This is a genomic window from Helicobacter sp. T3_23-1056 (genome assembly GCF_053654535.1).
The window spans coordinates 25,987-45,428 of record NZ_JBSIUU010000006.1; the positions used below are offsets into that span (position 1 = coordinate 25,987).

The following is a 19,442-nucleotide window of genomic DNA, read 5'->3' on the forward strand; positions in this document are numbered from 1 at the left end:
ATGTCGTTAAATCCACTTTTTACAACGACTTTTTAAGACTTTTTACAAATAAAACATTTTGCAAATAATTTTTTTGCAAAATGCTATTTGCGCTTTTTTATATCTCTAAAAAGCAAGAGGCATTCCACATAAACAAAACACAAAAGCCAAAATCTTTTTTGCTTTTGTAATATGTTGTTTTTAAAAAAACCCCAAATTCCCACCCTATCAAATTCTACTTTGAAAATTCATTTTGAAAAATAGATTTTGGCAAGTTAGTTTTTTGCAAAAATTGCATTTTTAAAAAAAATAGATTTTGCCAAATCAAATTATGCAAATTAAAATTTATCAACCTAACGCCATAAGTAAATCCTATGCCAAATCAAGCCACGCCAATCCATCTAGCTCCTCCACAGCCAAAACCTCATCTTTGATACTATCGCTTACCAAAAAATGACTTTTAAACACATATTGACGCCCTTCCTCTTTGATGATGATATGTAGCTCTCGCGCTCCTGCGTTTGATTTTGCTAGGCTAGAGATTTTTTCTAGTTGCTTTGGCTGTATGCGCGTATTTAGCACAAGTCCTAGCGGGCAACCATGCCCAAATCCCACTTCTTTGATACCCGCTGGAATCACATCTTGATGTTCATAGTTATCCATATTTTTCGCTTTGTATTCTATGCGCACGCGCTGTTTTTTTGCTTCCTCAAATGGCAATATATCAAATACGCGCACTTCATTTTCTTCCTCACGCTCATCGATTCTGCCTTTTAGCACCACAGGTTTATCTAAATCCATCATATCTAGTTTTAGAAGCGTTTGCTCAAAGATAGTGATTTCTAGCTCGCCGTGCAAATCAATCACTTTCAAGCTCCCATAAACCTTGCCACTTTTTTTGCCCACTTTTTTTGCCACACTCATCACTTTTACGATAAGCAGGACATTTGAGCCGACTTTTAGTTCCTCGATTTTGTCGATTCCCACCACGCTTTTTATGGATTTGATTTCTTTGGCGTATTCATCTAGGGGGTGTCCTGTGATATAGATTCCTAAGCTCTCATATTCGTATTCAAGCATTGTTTTTGTGTCAAACTCTTTTATATCCCTAAAATCAAATATGACTTCGGATAGTTCCTCTTTTGAGCCCCGAAAAAGAGAATCCCCGATGGTTTCTTCTAGCTTTTGTTTGTTGCGTCCGATTTCACAAATCGTGTCAATATGCTTCATCATACACGCTCGGCTAAACCCTAGATTATCCAAGCTGCCTGATTTGATAAGTGGCTCTAAAGAGCGTTTATTTAGCCTTGTGAAATCCACCCTTTGCACAAAATCTTGCAAGTTTTTAAACTTGCCCCCGATTTTGCGTGTCTCAATAATATCGCTTATGACATCTTTGCCCACGCCCTTTATCGCGCCAAGTCCAAATACGATTTTTTTGGTGCTAGATTGTGCCGTGCTAGAATCTGTTTGGTTTGATTTTGGGCTAGATTCTATTTGTTGGGAATCTTTTTGGTTAGATTCGGCTTTGTTAGAATTTATCGTGCTAGATTCTAGCTCACTAGATTCTGCCACATCAGCCACGCCAAAAAACTCTACGGAGAGATTTACATGGGGGGGCAAGACTTCTAAACTCATATTGCGCGTTTCTTGGATATATTTTGCTACTTTTGTGATTTTATCAGATTCTACTGTAAGCTGGGCAGCCATAAACTCGTGCTTGTAATAAGTCTTTAAATACGCGGTTTGAAAGGTTAGCATCGCATAGGCTGCGGAGTGAGATTTGTTAAACCCATAGCCTGCAAATTTTACGATTAGCTCCCATAATTCACTTGCTTTTGCCCCATCGTGTCCATTTTTTATCGCACCTTTGACAAATTTATCTTTATTATCCGCCATTATTTGCTCATCTTTTTTCCCCATAGCACGGCGGATTAAGTCCGCCTCGCCAAGCGAAAATCCACCGATTTTTTGCACGATTTGCATCACTTGCTCTTGATAGACTATCGTCCCATAAGTCGCCTCCAAAATCGGCTTTAGCTCATCAAACATATAAGTTACTTTGCTTATTCCGTGCTTGCGGTTGATAAAATCATCTACCATACCTGATTCCATAGGTCCGGGTCGCCCTAGCGCGATGATAGCGACAATATCTTCAAAATTGCTAGGTTTTAGCCTGCGAGATAGCCCTTGAAACATACCAGATTCTATTTGAAAAACCCCTAGCGTATCGCCACTTTGGATAAGATCATAGACTTTTGCATCATTTACATCTACTTGGGTAAAATCTATCACCGTGCCATATCGCTCTTTGATTAGCTTTAGCGTATCATCAATCTGCGTTAAGTTTTTTAGCCCCAAAAAGTCAAATTTCACCAAATCCACAGGCTCTAAATACTTCATCGAATACTGCGTAACAATCACGCGCTCATTTTCCTGCGGTGCTGATTGCGTTGATTCTTGCGAAGTTTGCTCTACATTTTGCTCTTTGGCAAAATCCATATTTGTAGCATTAGAATCTAGCATATTTTGCGCGCTAGATTCTGCGTTATTAGCATTGCTAGATTCTGCGCTAGATTCCTCATTTGCGCTAGCGTTTTTAGATTTTTTCTTTTTTTTCTTATTTCGCGAATCTAGCAGGGTAAAAAGCGGAATCTTATTCCACAATTCTTGCTCGCTATCCACCACGATAGCCGCTGCGTGCCTGCCTGCATTGCGATTAAAACCCTCAACCTTTAAGGAATTTTCCCATACTTTTTTGGCAAGGGGATTTGATTCTACCAATGCTTGTATTTTTGGCTCTAGCTCCCACGCACCTTTTTTAAACTCGCCATTTTTTTCATAGCCCTTTAGGGTGATTCCTAGCTCATCGGGGATTAGTTTTGCAAACTCATCTGCTTCTTTGTAGGGCATATCTAGCACGCGTGCGACATCGCGTATCACGCCTTTTGCTAGCATTTTATTAAATGTGATAACTTGGGCTACATTGTATTTGCCGTATTTATCCACCATATATTTGATGACTTCTTGGCGTCTGCGCTGACAAAAATCCGTATCAATATCAGGCATACTAACCCGCTCGGGATTTAAAAACCGCTCAAAAAGCAGATTGTATTTTATCGGGTCAATATCGGTGATATGTAGACAAAACGCCACTAGGCTACCTGCTGCACTCCCTCTGCCCGGTCCTACAGGTATCCCCTGCTCTTTGGCGTATTTGATAAAATCCCACACGATAAGCATATATCCGGGGAATTTCATCGAACAAATGATGCTGATTTCATACTCTAGCCTATCTTTGTAGATTTGGTGTTTTTCTGGTGGGATATTTGCTAGCCGCTCTTCTAAGCCTTTGTGAGTTTTGTATTTAAAATATTCTTCGTCATTATCAATATCTAGCCCCTCTTTTTTGGCATATTCTTTGGTAAATTTAAAACTAGGTGGCGTGGGAGGGTTGGTTTTATCATCTTTTAAATCGATTTTAAAATCCTTGCATTTATCCGCGATTTCTTGGGTATTTGCTATGGCTTCGGGTATGTCTGCAAAAAGTCGCTCCATTTCCTCCGTAGATTTTACATAAAATTCTTTGACAGAATGTCGCAGTCGCTTTTGGCTCATAGTCGTGCCCATTCCTAGACACATTATGATTTCTTGGAAATCCGCATCATCTTTTGTAGCATAGTGCGCGTCATTTGTAGCGATGATTTTTATGTCGCATTCTTTTGCGATTTGCAAAATCTGCGTGTCGATATTTTCTTGCTCTAAGATTCCGTGTCGCATTATTTCTAGGTAAAAATCCTCCCCAAAAATGTCTTTATATTCTAGCGCAGCAGCTTTGGCAGCTTCATAGCCTCCCGCACCTCTGGTTAGATTTTTTTCGGTTAGATTTAGATTCCAATCCACTTCCCCAGCCAAACACGCACTTGAGCATATAAGCCCCTCGCTTCGCTCACGCAAAATCTTTTTGTTGATTCTAGGATAGAAGTAAAATCCATTGATAAAGGCTTGTGAGCTAAGATACATTAGATTTTTGTAGCCTACTTCGTTTTTGGCATAAAGGCATAGATGAAATCTCTGTGGCGTGGCTTTATCGCCTATATTTTCGTTGTTGTGCAAGTAGGCTTCCATACCGATTATGGGATTTATGCCGTATTTTTTCATTTTTGTATAAAAATCAATCGCGCCAAACATATTTCCGTGGTCAGTCATCGCCACAGAAGTCATACCTAGCTCTTTTAGTCGTTTGGCTAGGACTTCTAGCTTATTTGCACCATCTAGTAGGGAGTATTCGGTGTGTAAATGTAAGTGAGTGTAGCTCATAGATAATCCTTCTGTCTTAAGTAGATTTTATGCGTTTTAAGAGGCTTTTTTTAAAAATTTGCATAAATTTAAGGCGATTTAGCGCGATAATTTAGCGCAAATTTTCTATGGTTATTTATAAGACATTTTGGCAAATTTATGCTACAAAATCACAAATAAAGTATCGTAATTTTTGCGTATTTTTTGCTAAATTTTTTTAGATTTTTAATACTAGATAAATGTGAATTAAATCTTTTTTATCATAATTTAGCTAAAATTGATAATTGATAGATTTTAGATTTTCATCGCTGATTTTTTTTGCTTGCAAATCCACTTCAAATCAAACCCAAAAAGGAGCTAAAATGCGCTTTTACACTCTTTTGCTAACTTTTTTTAATGCTTGTTTTTTGCACGCAGATACTTTTGCAAAAGCATTTGTGCCAAAAGCATTTGCACGATTTTTTGCAAAATCTTTTGTGGCGGTTTTTTGTGTATGGTTTGGAGGATTTGCACTTCAAGCACAAACCCCTAGAGAGCTTATCGAAGAGGCAAAAGATGCGGGGCTAATCCCTATGCCTCAAGGCAAAGATTTAGAAGACTATCAGCGACTAAATATCGAAAAACAAGGCATCATCAAAAACTATTCGCCAAAAATGACGCCCACGCAAGTAGAGCTAGGCAAAAAGCTATTTTTTGAGCCAAGATTATCTCGCTCGGGCAATATTTCTTGTGCTAGTTGCCACAATCTAGGGCTAGGCGGGGCAGAGGTTTTGCCCGCTGCTATCGGGCATAAATGGCAGTCAAACCCACAGCACCTAAACTCCCCCTCTGTGTTTAATACCCTATTTAATCGCGTGCATTTTTGGGACGGAAGAGTCAAAGATTTAGCCCACCAAGCCCAGCAACCGCTAAAAAATCCCGTAGAAATGGCAAATACAGAGAGAGACATCATCGCCACGATACAATCTATCCCCGCTTATGTCAAAGAATTTCAAGCTGCGTATGGCAATAATGTCGTCATAGATTTTAAGCTAATCGCTGATACGATTGCGCTATTTGAAATGACGCTAAATACGCCTAGCAGGTATGATGATTTTTTGCGCGGGAATGTCAAAGCACTAAGCCTGCAAGAGCAAGAAGGCTTAAGTCTTTTTATCGAAAAAGGCTGCACCACCTGCCACAAAGGCATAAATCTAGGTGGCTCTATGCAGCCTTTTCAAGTCAAAAAGCCTTATGAGTTTGCTCACATAGGTGGATTTCGAGGCAACAAAGATGGCGAAGTCAAAGTCCCCACTTTGAGAAATATCCTGCATACTGCGCCGTATTATCACAATGGGCAATATTGGGAAATCAAAGATGCTATAAAGACGATGGGCGAAATCCAGCTAGGCAAAATCATCGATGATGATGAGGCAAGGAAAATAGAGAAGTTTTTTGAATCGCTAAATGGAAAATATCCTAATATCATTCAGCCCATATTGCCACCTAGCACGCTAAAAACTCCAAAGCCAGATTATTAGGATTTTAGATAAGAAAATAGCGAGGGGGATTTTTGCAAATATTTTTACAAAACATTTGCAAAAATACTTGCCAAACACTTGACACGCAAACAAAAAGCATACAAGCAAATGTGGGGGGTGCAAAATTATGAATTACAAAAGCAAAATCTTAAAAAAACAAAATCTAAAAGATTTTAATTTTTTTGCAATTCTTTTGAAAAAAACACCAAAAGCCCAGCTAAAACTATGCCTAGCCCTAGTATCTTTTGCCACGAGATGGGTTTGACCCCTAGTCCAAATGCACCAAAATAATCAAGCACCAAACTTGTGATAAGCTGTCCTACAAGGGCTAGTAAAAACATATTTAATAGCCCGATTTTAGGAGCTAGCAAAATCGTGCCAAACACAAAAAACGCGCCCAGCACACCGCCCAAAAACTTCCACCACTGATGAGAGAACATCTGCTGTGGAATGGATTTTATGACTTCTGCATTTAAAGCACCACTAAAATACGCCACCAATCCTAGACAAATCGTGCCAATCCCAAACGAAATCAACGCAGACAAAAGAGAGCCAAGCTGAAGCGAGACAAAAGAAGTGCCGTGCAAATAGCGCGCAAGAGCTGCATTTATCGGGGCTTGCGTAGCGATAGCCACGCCCATACATAAAGCGATTAGATAATACATAGCGTTGCTCCGTTTTTAGATATTAGCAAAATCTATTTTGCAAAATCTTGCATAAAATATTAGTCTTTGCGATAAACAAGGATAAGCCCACCTAGTATAATGCCTAAAATCCCTACAAACACCATAACACTAGGAAAACTATCCCCCAAAAATAACCCCAAAACAAATGAAAACACCACATCAAGATAGCTAACGCCTGCTACGATTCCAGCTTTTTTTGCGACACCATAGGATTTTGTCGTGTGGATTTGATAGATTGTCCCCACAGCTCCCATAATGATGATAAAAATCCACGCCTTTAGGCTAGGCATCACAAATGGCGCAAGCATAAAATCTAGCTCTTTTGGCGCGTAAAATTCTGCTACTATCATTGATATAAACGGCAATAACGCTCCCAAAAAAATAAACGAAAACGCCACATATTCCGTAGGATAAAATTTGCGCAATTTCCTCACACTCACTAATGCCAACGCCGCAAACAATCCGCTTATAACGCCTATAATAGAATTTTTTAAATCAAAACCAGTGTGCATATCAGGGTTTGCCCAAGGCTGTGAGACAAGCAATACTCCACCAAAAGCCACAAAAATGCCTATCCAGCCCTTTAGCCCTACCCTCTCACCAAATACAAAAAGCGCGATAAGTGTGATAAAAATAGGGGAGGTTTTTTGAAATGCAAATGCCCCGCTAAGCGATATGCTAGAAATATTGTAAAAAAACAAATATAGTGAAATAGCCCCCGTAAGCCCGCGAAAAAATAATAGCCAAAAATGTCCGCCTTCTTTGTGGATTTTGACTTTGCTAAGCAAGTATAGCATAAAGGCTACGCCTATGATATTGCGAAAAAACATCACTTCAATGCTAGGCAATCCCTCGCTACTTAAAATTTTCGCACACGCCCCCACAAGCGCAAAATCTAAACTTGCAAGCACCATAAAATATACGCCAAGATTGTGTTTGATGACTTTTAACATAGCTAGCCTTATGTGTTCATAAAATTTTCACATTTTACTTTATAAAAGAAAATCATTAGATTTTGCTAAGCACCAATATAATCCCACTACCAATAATGCCTAAAATCCCCATAAGCACCATAACACTAGGGAAACTATCTCCCAAAAATAGTCCTAAAATAAGCGAAAACACTACATCAAGATAGCTAACGCCTGCTACGATTCCAGCCTTTTTGGCTATGCCATAGGATTTTGTCAAATGGATTTGATACAATGCACCCAAAATCCCCATAATGATGATAAAAATGATAGATTTTAGATTTGGCAGGCTAAACTCACAGATGATAAAATCTAGCTCATTTGGCGCGTAAAACTCGCCAACTACCATCGAAGCTAATGGCACAATCGTGCCAACTAGCATAAATGATAGCGCGATTTTCTCCGTAGTATAAAAATGCCTAAGTTTGCGCGCACTCACCACAGATAATGCCGATAAAAATCCACATAGCAAGCCTAAAAGACAATTTTTTGCCTCAAATCCTGTGTGAAATTCCTCACTTGCAAAAGGTTGCGAAATAAGCAACACGCTACAAAATCCTACTAGCACGGCTATCCAGCCTCTAAATCCTATGCTTTCTTTAAAAATCAAAAACGCAATCAGTGTCGTAAAAATAGGCGCAGTTTTTTGGAAAGAATACGCCCCGCCTAGCGTGATATGCTCGATATTGTAAAACAATAAATAAAGCGATAGCACGCCTGCCACTCCGCGAAATACCAAAAGCCCAAAATGCCCACCCTCTTTTGATTTGAGCGTGGATTTTGTAAAAAGATAGTAAAGATAAATAGCAGCGATTAAGTTTCTAAAAAATACCACTTCTATGCTAGGCAATCCCTCGCTACTTAAAATTTTCGCACACGCCCCCACAAGCGCAAAATCCAAACTTGCAAGCACCATAAAATATACACTTAGATTATGCTTTACGATTTTTAACATAAATGTCCCATAAGTCCTGTTTGTAATGCGTGGCTTTATCGTAAGTAAAGATAAATGAGTCTTGCTTAGTTTGTTTGTGAAAAACGATTTGGATTAAAGCTGTTAGCTAGATTTTGCAATGTTGTTAGCATTATTTAAGAATGCAAAATCTAGCATAAAAAAGCATTGAAAAATGTTTGCTAAGAAACTTTGAAAAATCCAATATTTTCTTTGAGTTTTGTAGAGATATTTTCCAAATCCGTTACCGCCCTAGAAGTTTTATTCATAAGTTCTGTGGTGTTGCGTGAGATTTGCACCATTTCGTCCATTTCTTCGCGGATATGTTTCACGCTTTCATCTTGATGTCTTGATGAGTCGCTGACATCTTTTGCCTTTGTGAGAGAATCTGTCGCCTGCTCTTTTATCTCATCTAGCACAGAAGCGGTTTGCGTGGCTAGCTCGATACTTTTTTGTGCCTGTGGGACGGCTTGATTCATCGCTTGGGCTACGGTTTGGATTTCTTGGTTGATATGTGAAATCATCGCTGAAATCTGCGAAGTAGCACCGCTTGTGCGCTCGGCTAGCTTGCGCACCTCATCTGCGACTACGGCAAACCCTCTGCCGTGCTCTCCAGCTCTAGCCGCTTCGATAGCGGCATTTAGAGCTAGCAAGTTTGTTTGGTCGGCGATTTCTGCGATGAGAGAGGCTGATGAGCCTACTTCACTAGATTGTTTTTCTAGCTCTAGGATTTGGTTTGCAGAGGATATTACCATTTGCGTAACGGCTTCTACGGTCTCTTGTGTATCGGTCATTGCCTCTTGTCCTTTGCGAGATAGGGCTAGGGTTTTTTCGGAGTTTTCCTCTGTTTGTTTGGCGATTTGGGCGATTTGGGCTATGCCTTCAGAGATTTCTACGATTTGTTTTGCGGAGTTTCTAGCCGTCTCACTTTGCGTGATAGAGGCTTTTTGAGAATCCGAGCTAGCACTTGCGACAAGTTGGGTATTTTTAAAAATATCATTTGCAGATAGCAAAATCTCTCCCACGATTTTTTTTAGCCTCTCTTGCATAGCTGCGATTTCGCCTAGCATACCTATGTTGTTAGATAGATTTTCGCTCAAATCCCCGCTAGCGATTAGTTTCACACTGCGCGAAGCCACGCTTGGCTCTCCGCCTAGTAGCCTCACAAGATAGCCTATGATAAACCACACGATAAGCACGCTAGCGACTATGGCTAAAATCGCACTGATGATAAACACCCCGCGAAACACCGCTACGGCATTTTGCACCACAGGGGTAACCGCTTGATTTTTGCTCTCTTCTAAATCGATAAATTCATTGATTGTCGCAAGCCATTCTACAAACAGCGGGCGAGCTTTGTTTAGCGCGTTTATCGCAGAGCTATCATCGCCAGCTTTTTTTGCATCAAGGATTTGTGCGATGATGGGGCGGGCGCGTGAATCTATATCATCTATGCGTCCCAAAATCTCTTTTTCTACCTTGCCAAGCCCATCTTTTTTGTTTTCAAAAGTGTTTTTCATTCTAGTTCGTGCGTTTTCGTATTTGTCTTGGAGCTGTGAGATGGAGCGGTTTAGTTTGTTTAGCGTGGCGGTGTCATTTATATCTGTTAGCACCACATCGCGCACTTCGATAGATTCATCATGCACACTTCCACGAAAATCAATCGCAATGCGTTGTTTGACAGAATTTACTTCGTTTATTTCGGTGAGTTTGTCTCTAATAGAACCAATCTGTATTATCGCATAGATACACACAAGCAACATTATCGCTACCAATGCCGCATATCCAAGCCCTAAAATCACAAATACACTCATAGGTTTTTTTGTCATTTTTTATCCTTTTGGTTATTTTTGTCTTTTATTGCAAACTCTCTATCACAAACTCCGCTACTACCTTAAAATCCTATGTCAAAAGCAACTTGCGGATTATAGCATAAATTCCATTTAGTGTTTTTTAACTTGCTAATATTCTTTATTATGTAGATTCTTTTGCGTTGGCTTATTTTAGCTCTGCCCAAGTCCTGCCTAGCGCGTAGCTTGATTTTAGTGGGACATTTAGCGTGTAGATATTATCCATTATGTTGGTTAGCTCTTTTGCTTTTTGCTCCGCTCCCTCCCTGTCTAGCTCAAATATTAGCTCATCGTGCACTTGCAAAAGCATTTTTACACCGCTATGTTTTTCTTGCAAAAGAGTGTGGATTTTTAGCATTGCTAGTTTGATTATGTCTGCTGCACTGCCTTGAAATATTGAGTTGATTCCCTCGCGCAAAAAATTTGCCCTCATAAATTCTGTCGCATTTGAAAAACTAAAATACCGCCTATGCCCTAGCAAAGTCTCTGCATAGCCTTTTTGCAAAATCTCTTCTTCTTTGGATTTTAGAAAATCTTTGACCGTGGGAAAAGAGAGAAAATATCCTTGAATATAGCTTTTTGCTTCTTTTAGTGGAATCTTTAGCGTTTGGGATAGTTTTGTTGCGCCCATTCCATAGATAAGCCCGAAATTGATACTTTTTGCGACATTGCGCTTTTGCTCTGCGCTACTCTCGCCAAATATGATTTTTGCGGTTTGCAAGTGAATGTCTAAATCATTGGCAAACGCTTCTAAAAGCACGGGGTCTTTGGAAAAATGTGCCAAAAGCCTAAGCTCGATTTGCGAATAATCAATCGATAGCAAAATCTTAGAATCATCGCTAGCGCAAAATCCTGCGCGGATAAGCCTGCCCTGCTCACTTCGCACGGGGATATTTTGCAAGTTTGGGGATTTTGAGCTAAGTCGCCCTGTGGCTGTGCCTGTTTGCAAAAATGAAGTGTAGATTTTGTGGTTTTTTTGGAGTTTTAGCATAGGCTCGACATAAGTGCCTTTTAGTTTGGCTAGCTCTCTGTATTCTAGGATTTTAGGGATAGCGGGGTGGGCATCTAGCAAAGTTTGCAAAGTTTTCTCATCAGTGCTATATCCGCCTTTTATTTGCCTTTGTGCTTTTAGCTTTAGCGTGTCAAATAGCATAGAAGCAAGCTGTTTTGGGGAATTTAGATTAAACACACTGCCACAAAGAGAGAAAATCTCTTGCTCGATATGTGCGATTTCTTTGGCAAATCTCTCTTGCAAATCCCTAAAATGCACCTCATCGATAGCTATGCCCTCTTCTTCCATCGCAAGTAGCACTTTGATAAAAGGAAATTCTACATTCTGCGCTAAATCAAATATATGCGACAATCCCCTAGAATCTAGCTCGGCTTTTAGCCGAAAAAATAGCCTAAAACTAGCTGCGGCATCTTCAGCGGCGTATTTGGTGGCATTTGGGATTGGCACTTGAGAAAAATCATCTAGCTTGCCTAAAACCTCGCCAAAACTTATCATCAAATAATTAAACCATTTTTTCATCTGCTCATCTAGCCCGACTTTACTCACACTATCAAAAAGCCACGCAAGCACCATAGAATCATAGATTCTGCCATTTTTATAGTCGTAGTTGATTCCTAGATTTTGAGCGATTTTTAAGTCGTATTTGAGGTTATGCCCGATTAGAGAGTGGGCAAAAATCTTTTGGATTGCTTTTTTTGCCTCATCTATGCTTAGCTGGGATTCTACGCCTAGATAGCTATGGGCTATGGGGACATAATAAGCATTTACCCCATCAGCACAAAAACTAAAACCTACGATATTTGCCTCTTTGGTATCAAGCGCGGTAGTCTCGCAATCATACGCGATTAGACAATCTTGCGGGATAGAATCTAGTATATTTTCTAGCTCTGCAAATGATTGTATTTTTGTCGCTTTGAAGTGAAATGGCGATGTTGCTAGGTTTTCATTTATTGTTGATTCTAGGCTAGATTCTCTCACATAGCCAAAAATCCCAAAATCCACATTTGGTGCTTGAATCTGCCCTGTTTGCCCATCGTTTATGGTGTGGATTTTTGGGCTAGATTCTACTTCCACACCCCCTAGTCCTTTTTTTGCTAATCCCTTTTTTGATAGCCCATTTTTTGCATCGCTTAAAACGCCATTATTTGCATTATCTTGTGCGATGATTTGGCTAAAAGATACGCTTGGATTTTCATTGCTTAGTCTTTGCACGATTTTGGCAAACTCATATTTTTTCATTTCATCTAGGATTTTGCTAAGCGGGTTTTTTGGGGGCATTAGCGATTTTGAGAAGTCAAACTCGCTAAAAAGTCCCCTCTCCAAACTCACAAGCCTTTTGCTTAAAAACGCAGAATCTTTGCTATCTTTTATCACGCCTGCTAGCCTCTCACCCACGATTTGCGCGATAGATTCTGTATTTTCATAGATATTTTCTAGCGTTTCAAATCGCTCTATTAGCTTTGAAGCAGTTTTTGCGCCTATGCCTTTTATGCCCGGGACATTATCGCTACTATCGCCTACCAAACTTTGATAATCAATAAAATTTTTGGGATACACGCCAAATTTTTCAAAGCATTCTTCCTCGTGGATTTCCTTATTTTTCACAGGGTCTAGCAAGTAAATATGCTCATTTATTAGCTGGTATAAATCTTTGTCGTGGCTTATTATTTGCGTGTGTAGCCCTTTGCGCTCGGCAAGCGTGGCAAGAGAGGCTATGACATCATCGGCTTCATAGCCTCTGATAGATAGATTTACAAAGCCCATTTTTTCTATCCATTCTATGGCGATTGGGAGTTGCAAGATTAAGTCTTCAGGGGCTTTTGCGCGGTTTGCTTTATAGTTGGCATAAAATTCTTTGCGCTTATTTACCCCCTCGCCTTCTAATGCAAACACCACAAAATCCCCCTCGTTGTTTTTGTGTAGTTTCATTATGAGATTTGCAAACCCCATAAGAAGCCCTGTGGGGAATCCATCTTTGTTGCGCAATGGTGGGAGCGCGAAAAAATTGCGAAAAAAGAATCCAAAAGTATCAATGATGATTAGTTTTTGCACTTTGTTTGCTCCGTTTGCATAGATTTTGGTTGTTGATTTTATGTGTGGATTTTGTAGATTTTATGGATTTGCGATGATTTTAGATTTTGACAAAATCCTAAAAAGGACTCATTTTGCCTAGCATTCCTAAGGCTAGCGATTTGCGATTTTCCTCGACATTTTTATACGCGTCATTTAGCGCGGAGATAAGCAAAATCTGCAATGACTCTTTATCTTCAAGCAGGCTATCATCTATGGCTATATCCACCACTTCGCCCGCACCATTGATACTCACGCTAAGTAGCCCTCCACCGCTTTTTGCAGTCATAATCATTTCTTTGCTTTGTTTTTCCATTTCTTGCATTTGCTCTTGCATTCCGCCTAGCATTTGACTTAGATTTTTCATATCAAACATTGTTGTTCCTTTATTTCATTAAATTTTTCACATTTTGCACCAAAAAACGCTATCTATGCTTTATAAAGCGCAAAACACACCACGCCCACTGCAAAAACAAATGCAAATGCGCAAAAAATCAAAGCAATCATTCCAGCTGTCATTTCATTTTCTCTATCTTTCTAACATTTTTTATATACAAAAAAGATGCGCATACTACACCACACACAAGTGAAAAAGCAACAAATACCACGATACACAATTCAAGCAATATCAATGTCCTAAAATGGATAAAAAGATATGCCAAAACAAAAAATAACGCTCATATAAGTAGCACCATTAGCGCGATAGACAAATTTATATTTGCTTTCACGCCGTCTTTTTTACTCATAAATACCTCAATTTGTTGTGCTGTGTATTGTATCTAAAAAATCAAATTCTATTATTTGCTTTTGCTAGCTTTGTATTTTGTATGCTATCAATCACTCATTTGGATAAGAATCAATATGTGATTCTACCTTTGTTATGTGGTTTTTGCCATCGACAAATACGACTTTTGGCTTGTGGCTTTTTGCTAGCTCATAATCCATACTCACATACGCTATGATGATGATTATATCGCCTATGCTTGCTTTTCGTGCGGCTGCGCCATTTAGACATATTGTGCCACTATTTGCCTCGCCTTTTATCACATAAGTGCTTAATCGCTCTCCATTATTGACATTTACCACATCGACTTTCATACCCTCTAGCAGTCCCGCCGCCTCGCAGAGCGCAGAATCAATCGTAATCGAACCTACATAGTTGATATTTGCCTCGCTTAGTGTTGCGCGGTGGATTTTGGAAAAAAGCATTTCACATTGCATAGTTTTATCCTTTTTGTTTGTTGATTTTGCGCTTGTTGAGCGGTTGCGCGGTTGCGTGATTATATCGTATCTACAAAGCCATCTTGGGGCAAGATGATTTCTAAATCTTTTGGAATGTAGTGCAGGATTTTATCTAAAAATATCGATTCTACTAGCATATCGCCACATAAAAAGATTTTGTTAATAGCGTAGTTTTGAGACATATCTCTAGCTAGCCCCCCTACAAATTCGCACAAAGAATCCACCACCCCATAGCACAAAGTCGCGCTATCCACGCCCGCCAGCGCGAAGCTCATCGCACTTCGCAAGATTTTTGGCATATCTAGCTCTAATCTACCTTGTTGATTTTTTATCGTTTTGTAGTCTATGCGAGGTCCTTTATCTCTCAAAAACAATTTGGCATTATTTAGCAAGGATTGTATGCCCTCTTGGGTATTTGTGTGCTTATCGCAATAGCCTAGCACTTTGGCGATGATAGCAAAAAATGCGATTAGATTTTGACTAGAATCTTCTTTGGCATTGTTTTTGGTATCGTGCGCAATATTGCTTGTGGCATCGTTTGTGGGGTTGCCAAAATCTAATGATTTTGCACCAAAATGCGCTTTAAAATTTGCGATTAGTTTATCGCCGTTTTTGTATGTGGCTAGGCGTGCTAAAATCTCACTTGGATTTGTAGGAAAATCTATGTGCAAAATCTCGCTAAATGTGTCTTTTTGTGGCTGGTTTTGTGTGCGTGCTTCTTTTTTTTGTGGCTGATTGTTTTGTTGGGGTAAATCCTCTTGTGGCGGATTTGCTTTATACACCCATATCGCGCTATTGTTGGATTTTGAGAGATAGATTACAAGCATTTGAGAGGCATACATTGCTTTGGTGGCGTTACTTGGGGGATTATTTGTGCTAGATTTTAGGCTAGATTCTAGCGTTTGTGGATAATGCTTGCGAATAAGCGAAAATAGGTTTAATGAAGTGTATTTATCCTCGATATATATGCCGTTTTTGTCGCATACTACGCGCTTATGAGGGGGGATAGTGTATGAAAGAGTGGAATCTAGCGCAAAATCTAGCATTATTGATTCTGCGTTGTTAGATTTTGGGGAGTTAGAATCTTTTTTTGTGGATTTTTTTTGAAAATCGCATTTAGATTTTGTCGTTTTTGCGTTGCTAAAAATACTTATATCAAGCGGTTTTGTGCCAAAAGTTTTTGCATTTAGCGGGCTTACAAATGCAAATTCTACGCCATTTAGCCTAGCCCCTACGCCTAGCAATGCCAAAAGTGGCTCAAATGCTAGTATGCACTCAATGTCTTTGTTTGTGGCATTATCGCTAGGGAAAAATTCTTTCCCAAACACTTCTTTTGGGCATAGTTTCATACTCGGCTTTTCAAAGCTCCCTAGCAGGCTTATTTGGGCTTTATGGACACGCATATAGCTTTGCACCGCACCTAGCTCAAAAAACATTACAAGCGGGGTTTTGTCTTTTGTGCTTAAACAAATATCGCCTCTAGTGGTTTGTATCTGCACGGACTGCCCCTGTGCTAACGCCTCACTCACACGCAAAATCTCTACAACCAATTCACTCAATTCGCTAGATTTTGCCTTATTTTTGGCAAAATCTATTTTTTTATCATTTATGCTTATATCTACAAAAAATGGCTTTAATGTCGCATTTAGCAGGGATTGATTTGTGCTAGATTTTGCATTGCAAGCTACTTCAAAATCTTGCAAAAGTTTTTTTGTTTGTAGCACTGTGGGGATAGATTTTGCTTTTTTTAGCAGGGCTGGCAAGGTGCTAGAAAATCTTTTTGGCAGTATATTTGGCATATCTTGTTGTAGCTCGCTAGCTTTTTTTATCTCGCCAAATACAAAATCCATACTCAAAGGTAGATTCTCGCTTATAGCATTTGCAAAGGAAATGATTAGATTTTGTGGATTTTGATTAGATTTTGGGTTTAGAAAATCTAAAGATGGGCGGACAAAAAAATGTAGCTTATTTGGCTTTGTGCTATGCTGATTTGTGCAAAAAACGCTAGCAAAATCTAAATCGTGCTCTCTTGCTAGAGCACACAAAATCGCCTCAAATGGAGCGATTTCTTTGCGCGTCTTGGTGCTTAGAAAAATAAATGCGTAAGTAAAATCAACGAAATTTGTGGAGGTTTTTGACACTTTTTTCCTTTTTTTTTGCATTTTATAATCTAGTTGTTATGATAGCCTTTAAGCATAGATTTGATTATGAATCAATTAAAATGAAATGAAATGCTAGCACATTTATTAGCAAACGCATTAAACAAAACTATTTTGGATAAAAACTTCAAAACTTAAAACATAAATTTACATAGCGGTTTGCCTTAAAAATGAATTTAATACGCTACAATGCTTCGCAACTTTGCATTTTGCAAAGACTATATTTTTAGCAAGGAGCATAAAATGAATACTCACAAGTTGTTAATTCGCAATAGCTTTGAAGGCTACAACAACTGCGTAAAGCAATTATCAAACAAACGCCAACTACTCTCTCTCTCTCTCTCGTAATCGCCTAGATTTTTCACGATTTATCAAAATCTTAAGTCTTTGTATTGTCGCTGTAACGCTTAGTGTTTCTCAAGCAAAACCCTCTAAAAATACTGATGATGAAATAGAAAGACTAGAAAAAGAACTGCGACTTTTAGAGCTACAAAAACAAGTCGAGCAAGCCAAGCAAGACGCCCAAAATCCTAAACAAAATAATGCTAAACAGCCCAAACAATCAAGCAAAAAGCAAGAACACATATCAAACAAAAACACACAAAATAGTAATGACGAGTCTAGCGAAGCTAGTAACACAAAAAAATCCCTATGCAGTGGTAAGCATAGTTTGAGTGCGTGTTTTGTGGGATTTGAAGTTGGGGCAGTAGTAAGCACAAGCAACATATCTGGGAAAATATATCACGGCAATAGCAATGCCCCCGATAGCATCGATGAAAAAGGCGGGATTGGAGGAGTTGGAAATCTTATTTTGGGGTATCAGTGGTATTTCATAGAAAAAATGGGATTAGGATTAAAAGCACATTTAGGCTATGGTGGAATCGTGCCTTATTTTACTTATACGAGAGCTGGAGATGGTGGTAGCACTTCAATGAATAGCAGTTCATTTAATGCTTTTAATTGGGGATTGCAGGCACAATATCTTTTACAATTCACAAGGATTTTTGGATTATCCTTAGGAGCAGGGTTTGAAATGAGCCATTTTAGTGGTGGCAACATCAACGAATCGTTTGCTGGAAGTAGTCAGGGTTGGAATGGAAGCCTGCAAAGAGAATATCCATTTGATAAATTTAATGCTTATGGAGCTATCGTTAGTATAGGACTTTTATTTACTACTAAAAACTATCATCATCAGTTTGGTTTAGGCTATACATACAAGACATATAATGATAAAAATATAAAATCTAGTGAGGCTACCATAAAAAATAAAGCAGGCACTGGCACTCCAACAACACAAACAAACTTTGTTGCCACAATAAAACCTACCAATCTGGTTTCATTTTCGTATATGTATAGATTTTAAGCTTGGTTGATAGATTATTTAGTTGCAAAATAATCAAAAAATCGCAAAATTCACGCTAAATTTTGCAAAAAAGCCCAAAAAATGCAAAAATTAGCACAAAATGAGACAAAAAATATCCACCTTTTGCCGATTTTGTTATATAATCGTGCCTCGTAAGGCGAGATTATCGCGTGAGTGTGGGCATCGCTTGTATGTTGATAGCGTTTGCTTGCCCTTGTGTGCGTATCTTGCGTTATATTATAGCGGGGCATTTCTCTACTTCACTTTATTTCTTACTTAAAAAGGTTGCAAAATGGATGTGAAAACTTGGATTTTCCCAACGCTATGCTTTTTTTTGTTTTGCTATGTTATGGTGTTTGTCGGGTTTTTTACTTATCGGGTAAATCCCAATGTCTCGCTTTTTCAAGATAGCGGGTCAAAAGGTGCGACAAGCGTGGAGAGTTTTGCCAAAGAGATGAATAAAGCCATAAAAAAGTGAGAGTAGCTGGCTTAAATCTTTTGGATTTTCTACCGATATAGCCCACATACACACAAATATCAAGCAAACAATGCTAAACACAAAGGAGTGCAAATGAATACCATAAGCTCAAACATCGCTTCGCTAAATGCGCGAAACGCTAACGCATACAAGGACGAAGATACCAAAGTATCAGCCCACCGCAGTAACAAAAGCGATGAAGCCCAAGTCGCAGCCCAAAACAGAATCGCTGAAATTAGGGATTCTATCGCGGCAAAAGAATACAAACTTGACTTGCAAAAAACTTCCGAAAAAATGGCACTAGATTTGCTTAATATATAACCAAAACCTCCTTATTTGCGTGAGTTTGCCCTATCTTGTGTCAAAGGCACAAGAATCCAAAAGGCGGACAAAAACACGAGAGGGGGCAAATAAGGATACAAAATGGTTATGCAATACATTCAAGGTGCTATCACCGACCTTCGCACACTTATCGACTACACAAAACAAGACATAGAATCCATAAAAGCCGCTAGGCACGAAGAAATCTTTGAGCGCAATCCCAAAAAAGACGCGCTTATCAAAGAGTTTGAAACCAAAAAGGCACTAATTAGCCAAGAAATGCTAACTCTAAAAACCAAAAATCCACAAAAAGACATAAAAGAGCTAATCGATTCTAGCACGCAGGAACTTTTTGATGAGATGGGCGAAGCACTAAAAGAGCTAAAAAAGCTAAATTCTAATTACGCGCAAATCGTCTTTGCCGTGAGTGAGTTTTTTACCTCACTTATGGACAAACTTATCCCCAAAGAAACCCAAAGCTATAGCGACAAAAAATCCACTCCAAACGCTAGTATCAATCTTTTGCAAATAGAGGCTTAG

General features: G+C 39.1%; 13 protein-coding genes and 2 pseudogenes. 5 read left to right on the plus strand and 10 right to left on the minus strand.

Annotated features, from left to right (window positions below; all coding sequences use genetic code 11):
• Window positions 1-765: 765 nt before the first annotated feature.
• Window positions 766-2,505, minus strand: a pseudogene (gene dnaE, locus ACWIUO_RS04270) (DNA polymerase III subunit alpha); the annotation flags it as partial.
• A 42-nt stretch (window positions 2,506-2,547) separates the two neighbouring features.
• Window positions 2,548-4,299 (minus strand): annotated as a pseudogene (gene dnaE, locus ACWIUO_RS04275) (DNA polymerase III subunit alpha); the annotation flags it as partial.
• A gap of 341 nt (window positions 4,300-4,640) precedes the next feature.
• Here dnaE (ACWIUO_RS04275) and ACWIUO_RS04280 point away from each other — a divergent pair.
• Window positions 4,641-5,798 (plus strand): cytochrome-c peroxidase, encoded by a 1,158-nt coding sequence (locus ACWIUO_RS04280; protein WP_454176687.1) that lies wholly within the window; start codon window positions 4,641-4,643, stop codon window positions 5,796-5,798.
• A 173-nt stretch (window positions 5,799-5,971) separates the two neighbouring features.
• On the opposite strand, the gene ACWIUO_RS04285 is transcribed toward ACWIUO_RS04280, so the two are convergent.
• The 8 genes from ACWIUO_RS04285 to ACWIUO_RS04320 form a co-directional block, all read right to left on the minus strand.
• Complete coding sequence (locus tag ACWIUO_RS04285) at window positions 5,972-6,463, minus strand: DMT family transporter (protein WP_454176688.1); 492 nt, start codon at window positions 6,461-6,463, stop codon at window positions 5,972-5,974.
• Between the two features lie 59 nt (window positions 6,464-6,522).
• Complete coding sequence (locus ACWIUO_RS04290) at window positions 6,523-7,437, minus strand: DMT family transporter (RefSeq protein ID WP_454176689.1); 915 nt, start codon at window positions 7,435-7,437, stop codon at window positions 6,523-6,525.
• A gap of 55 nt (window positions 7,438-7,492) precedes the next feature.
• Entirely contained in the window at window positions 7,493-8,410 is a 918-nt protein-coding gene (locus ACWIUO_RS04295; protein WP_454176690.1) for a DMT family transporter, read from the minus strand.
• Between the two features lie 179 nt (window positions 8,411-8,589).
• Window positions 8,590-10,236 carry a methyl-accepting chemotaxis protein gene (locus tag ACWIUO_RS04300; RefSeq protein ID WP_454176691.1) on the minus strand — a complete coding sequence of 549 codons (1,647 nt, stop codon included), beginning with the start codon at window positions 10,234-10,236 and terminating at the stop codon, window positions 8,590-8,592.
• 169 nt (window positions 10,237-10,405) lie between these two features.
• Window positions 10,406-13,321 (minus strand): DNA polymerase I, encoded by a 2,916-nt coding sequence (polA, locus tag ACWIUO_RS04305; protein WP_454176692.1) that lies wholly within the window; start codon window positions 13,319-13,321, stop codon window positions 10,406-10,408.
• Between the two features lie 97 nt (window positions 13,322-13,418).
• Window positions 13,419-13,715, minus strand: a complete 297-nt coding sequence (locus ACWIUO_RS04310; RefSeq protein ID WP_454176693.1) for a YbaB/EbfC family nucleoid-associated protein — start codon at window positions 13,713-13,715, stop codon at window positions 13,419-13,421.
• Between the two features lie 461 nt (window positions 13,716-14,176).
• Window positions 14,177-14,560 carry an aspartate 1-decarboxylase gene (gene panD / locus ACWIUO_RS04315; RefSeq protein ID WP_454176694.1) on the minus strand — a complete coding sequence of 128 codons (384 nt, stop codon included), beginning with the start codon at window positions 14,558-14,560 and terminating at the stop codon, window positions 14,177-14,179.
• Window positions 14,561-14,619: 59 nt separating this feature from the next.
• A complete protein-coding gene (locus ACWIUO_RS04320; protein WP_454176695.1) occupies window positions 14,620-16,722 on the minus strand; it encodes a hypothetical protein in 2,103 nt (700 codons plus the stop codon).
• A gap of 688 nt (window positions 16,723-17,410) precedes the next feature.
• Between ACWIUO_RS04320 and ACWIUO_RS04325 the strand changes: the two genes are divergently transcribed.
• From ACWIUO_RS04325 to ACWIUO_RS04340, 4 genes are all read left to right on the plus strand, one after another.
• Window positions 17,411-18,103 carry a hypothetical protein gene (locus ACWIUO_RS04325; RefSeq protein ID WP_454176696.1) on the plus strand — a complete coding sequence of 231 codons (693 nt, stop codon included), beginning with the start codon at window positions 17,411-17,413 and terminating at the stop codon, window positions 18,101-18,103.
• A 292-nt stretch (window positions 18,104-18,395) separates the two neighbouring features.
• A complete protein-coding gene (locus ACWIUO_RS04330) occupies window positions 18,396-18,581 on the plus strand; it encodes a hypothetical protein (RefSeq protein WP_454172838.1) in 186 nt (61 codons plus the stop codon).
• A 93-nt stretch (window positions 18,582-18,674) separates the two neighbouring features.
• Complete coding sequence (locus ACWIUO_RS04335) at window positions 18,675-18,902, plus strand: hypothetical protein (protein WP_454176697.1); 228 nt, start codon at window positions 18,675-18,677, stop codon at window positions 18,900-18,902.
• Window positions 18,903-19,004: 102 nt separating this feature from the next.
• Entirely contained in the window at window positions 19,005-19,442 is a 438-nt protein-coding gene (locus ACWIUO_RS04340; RefSeq protein ID WP_454176698.1) for a hypothetical protein, read from the plus strand.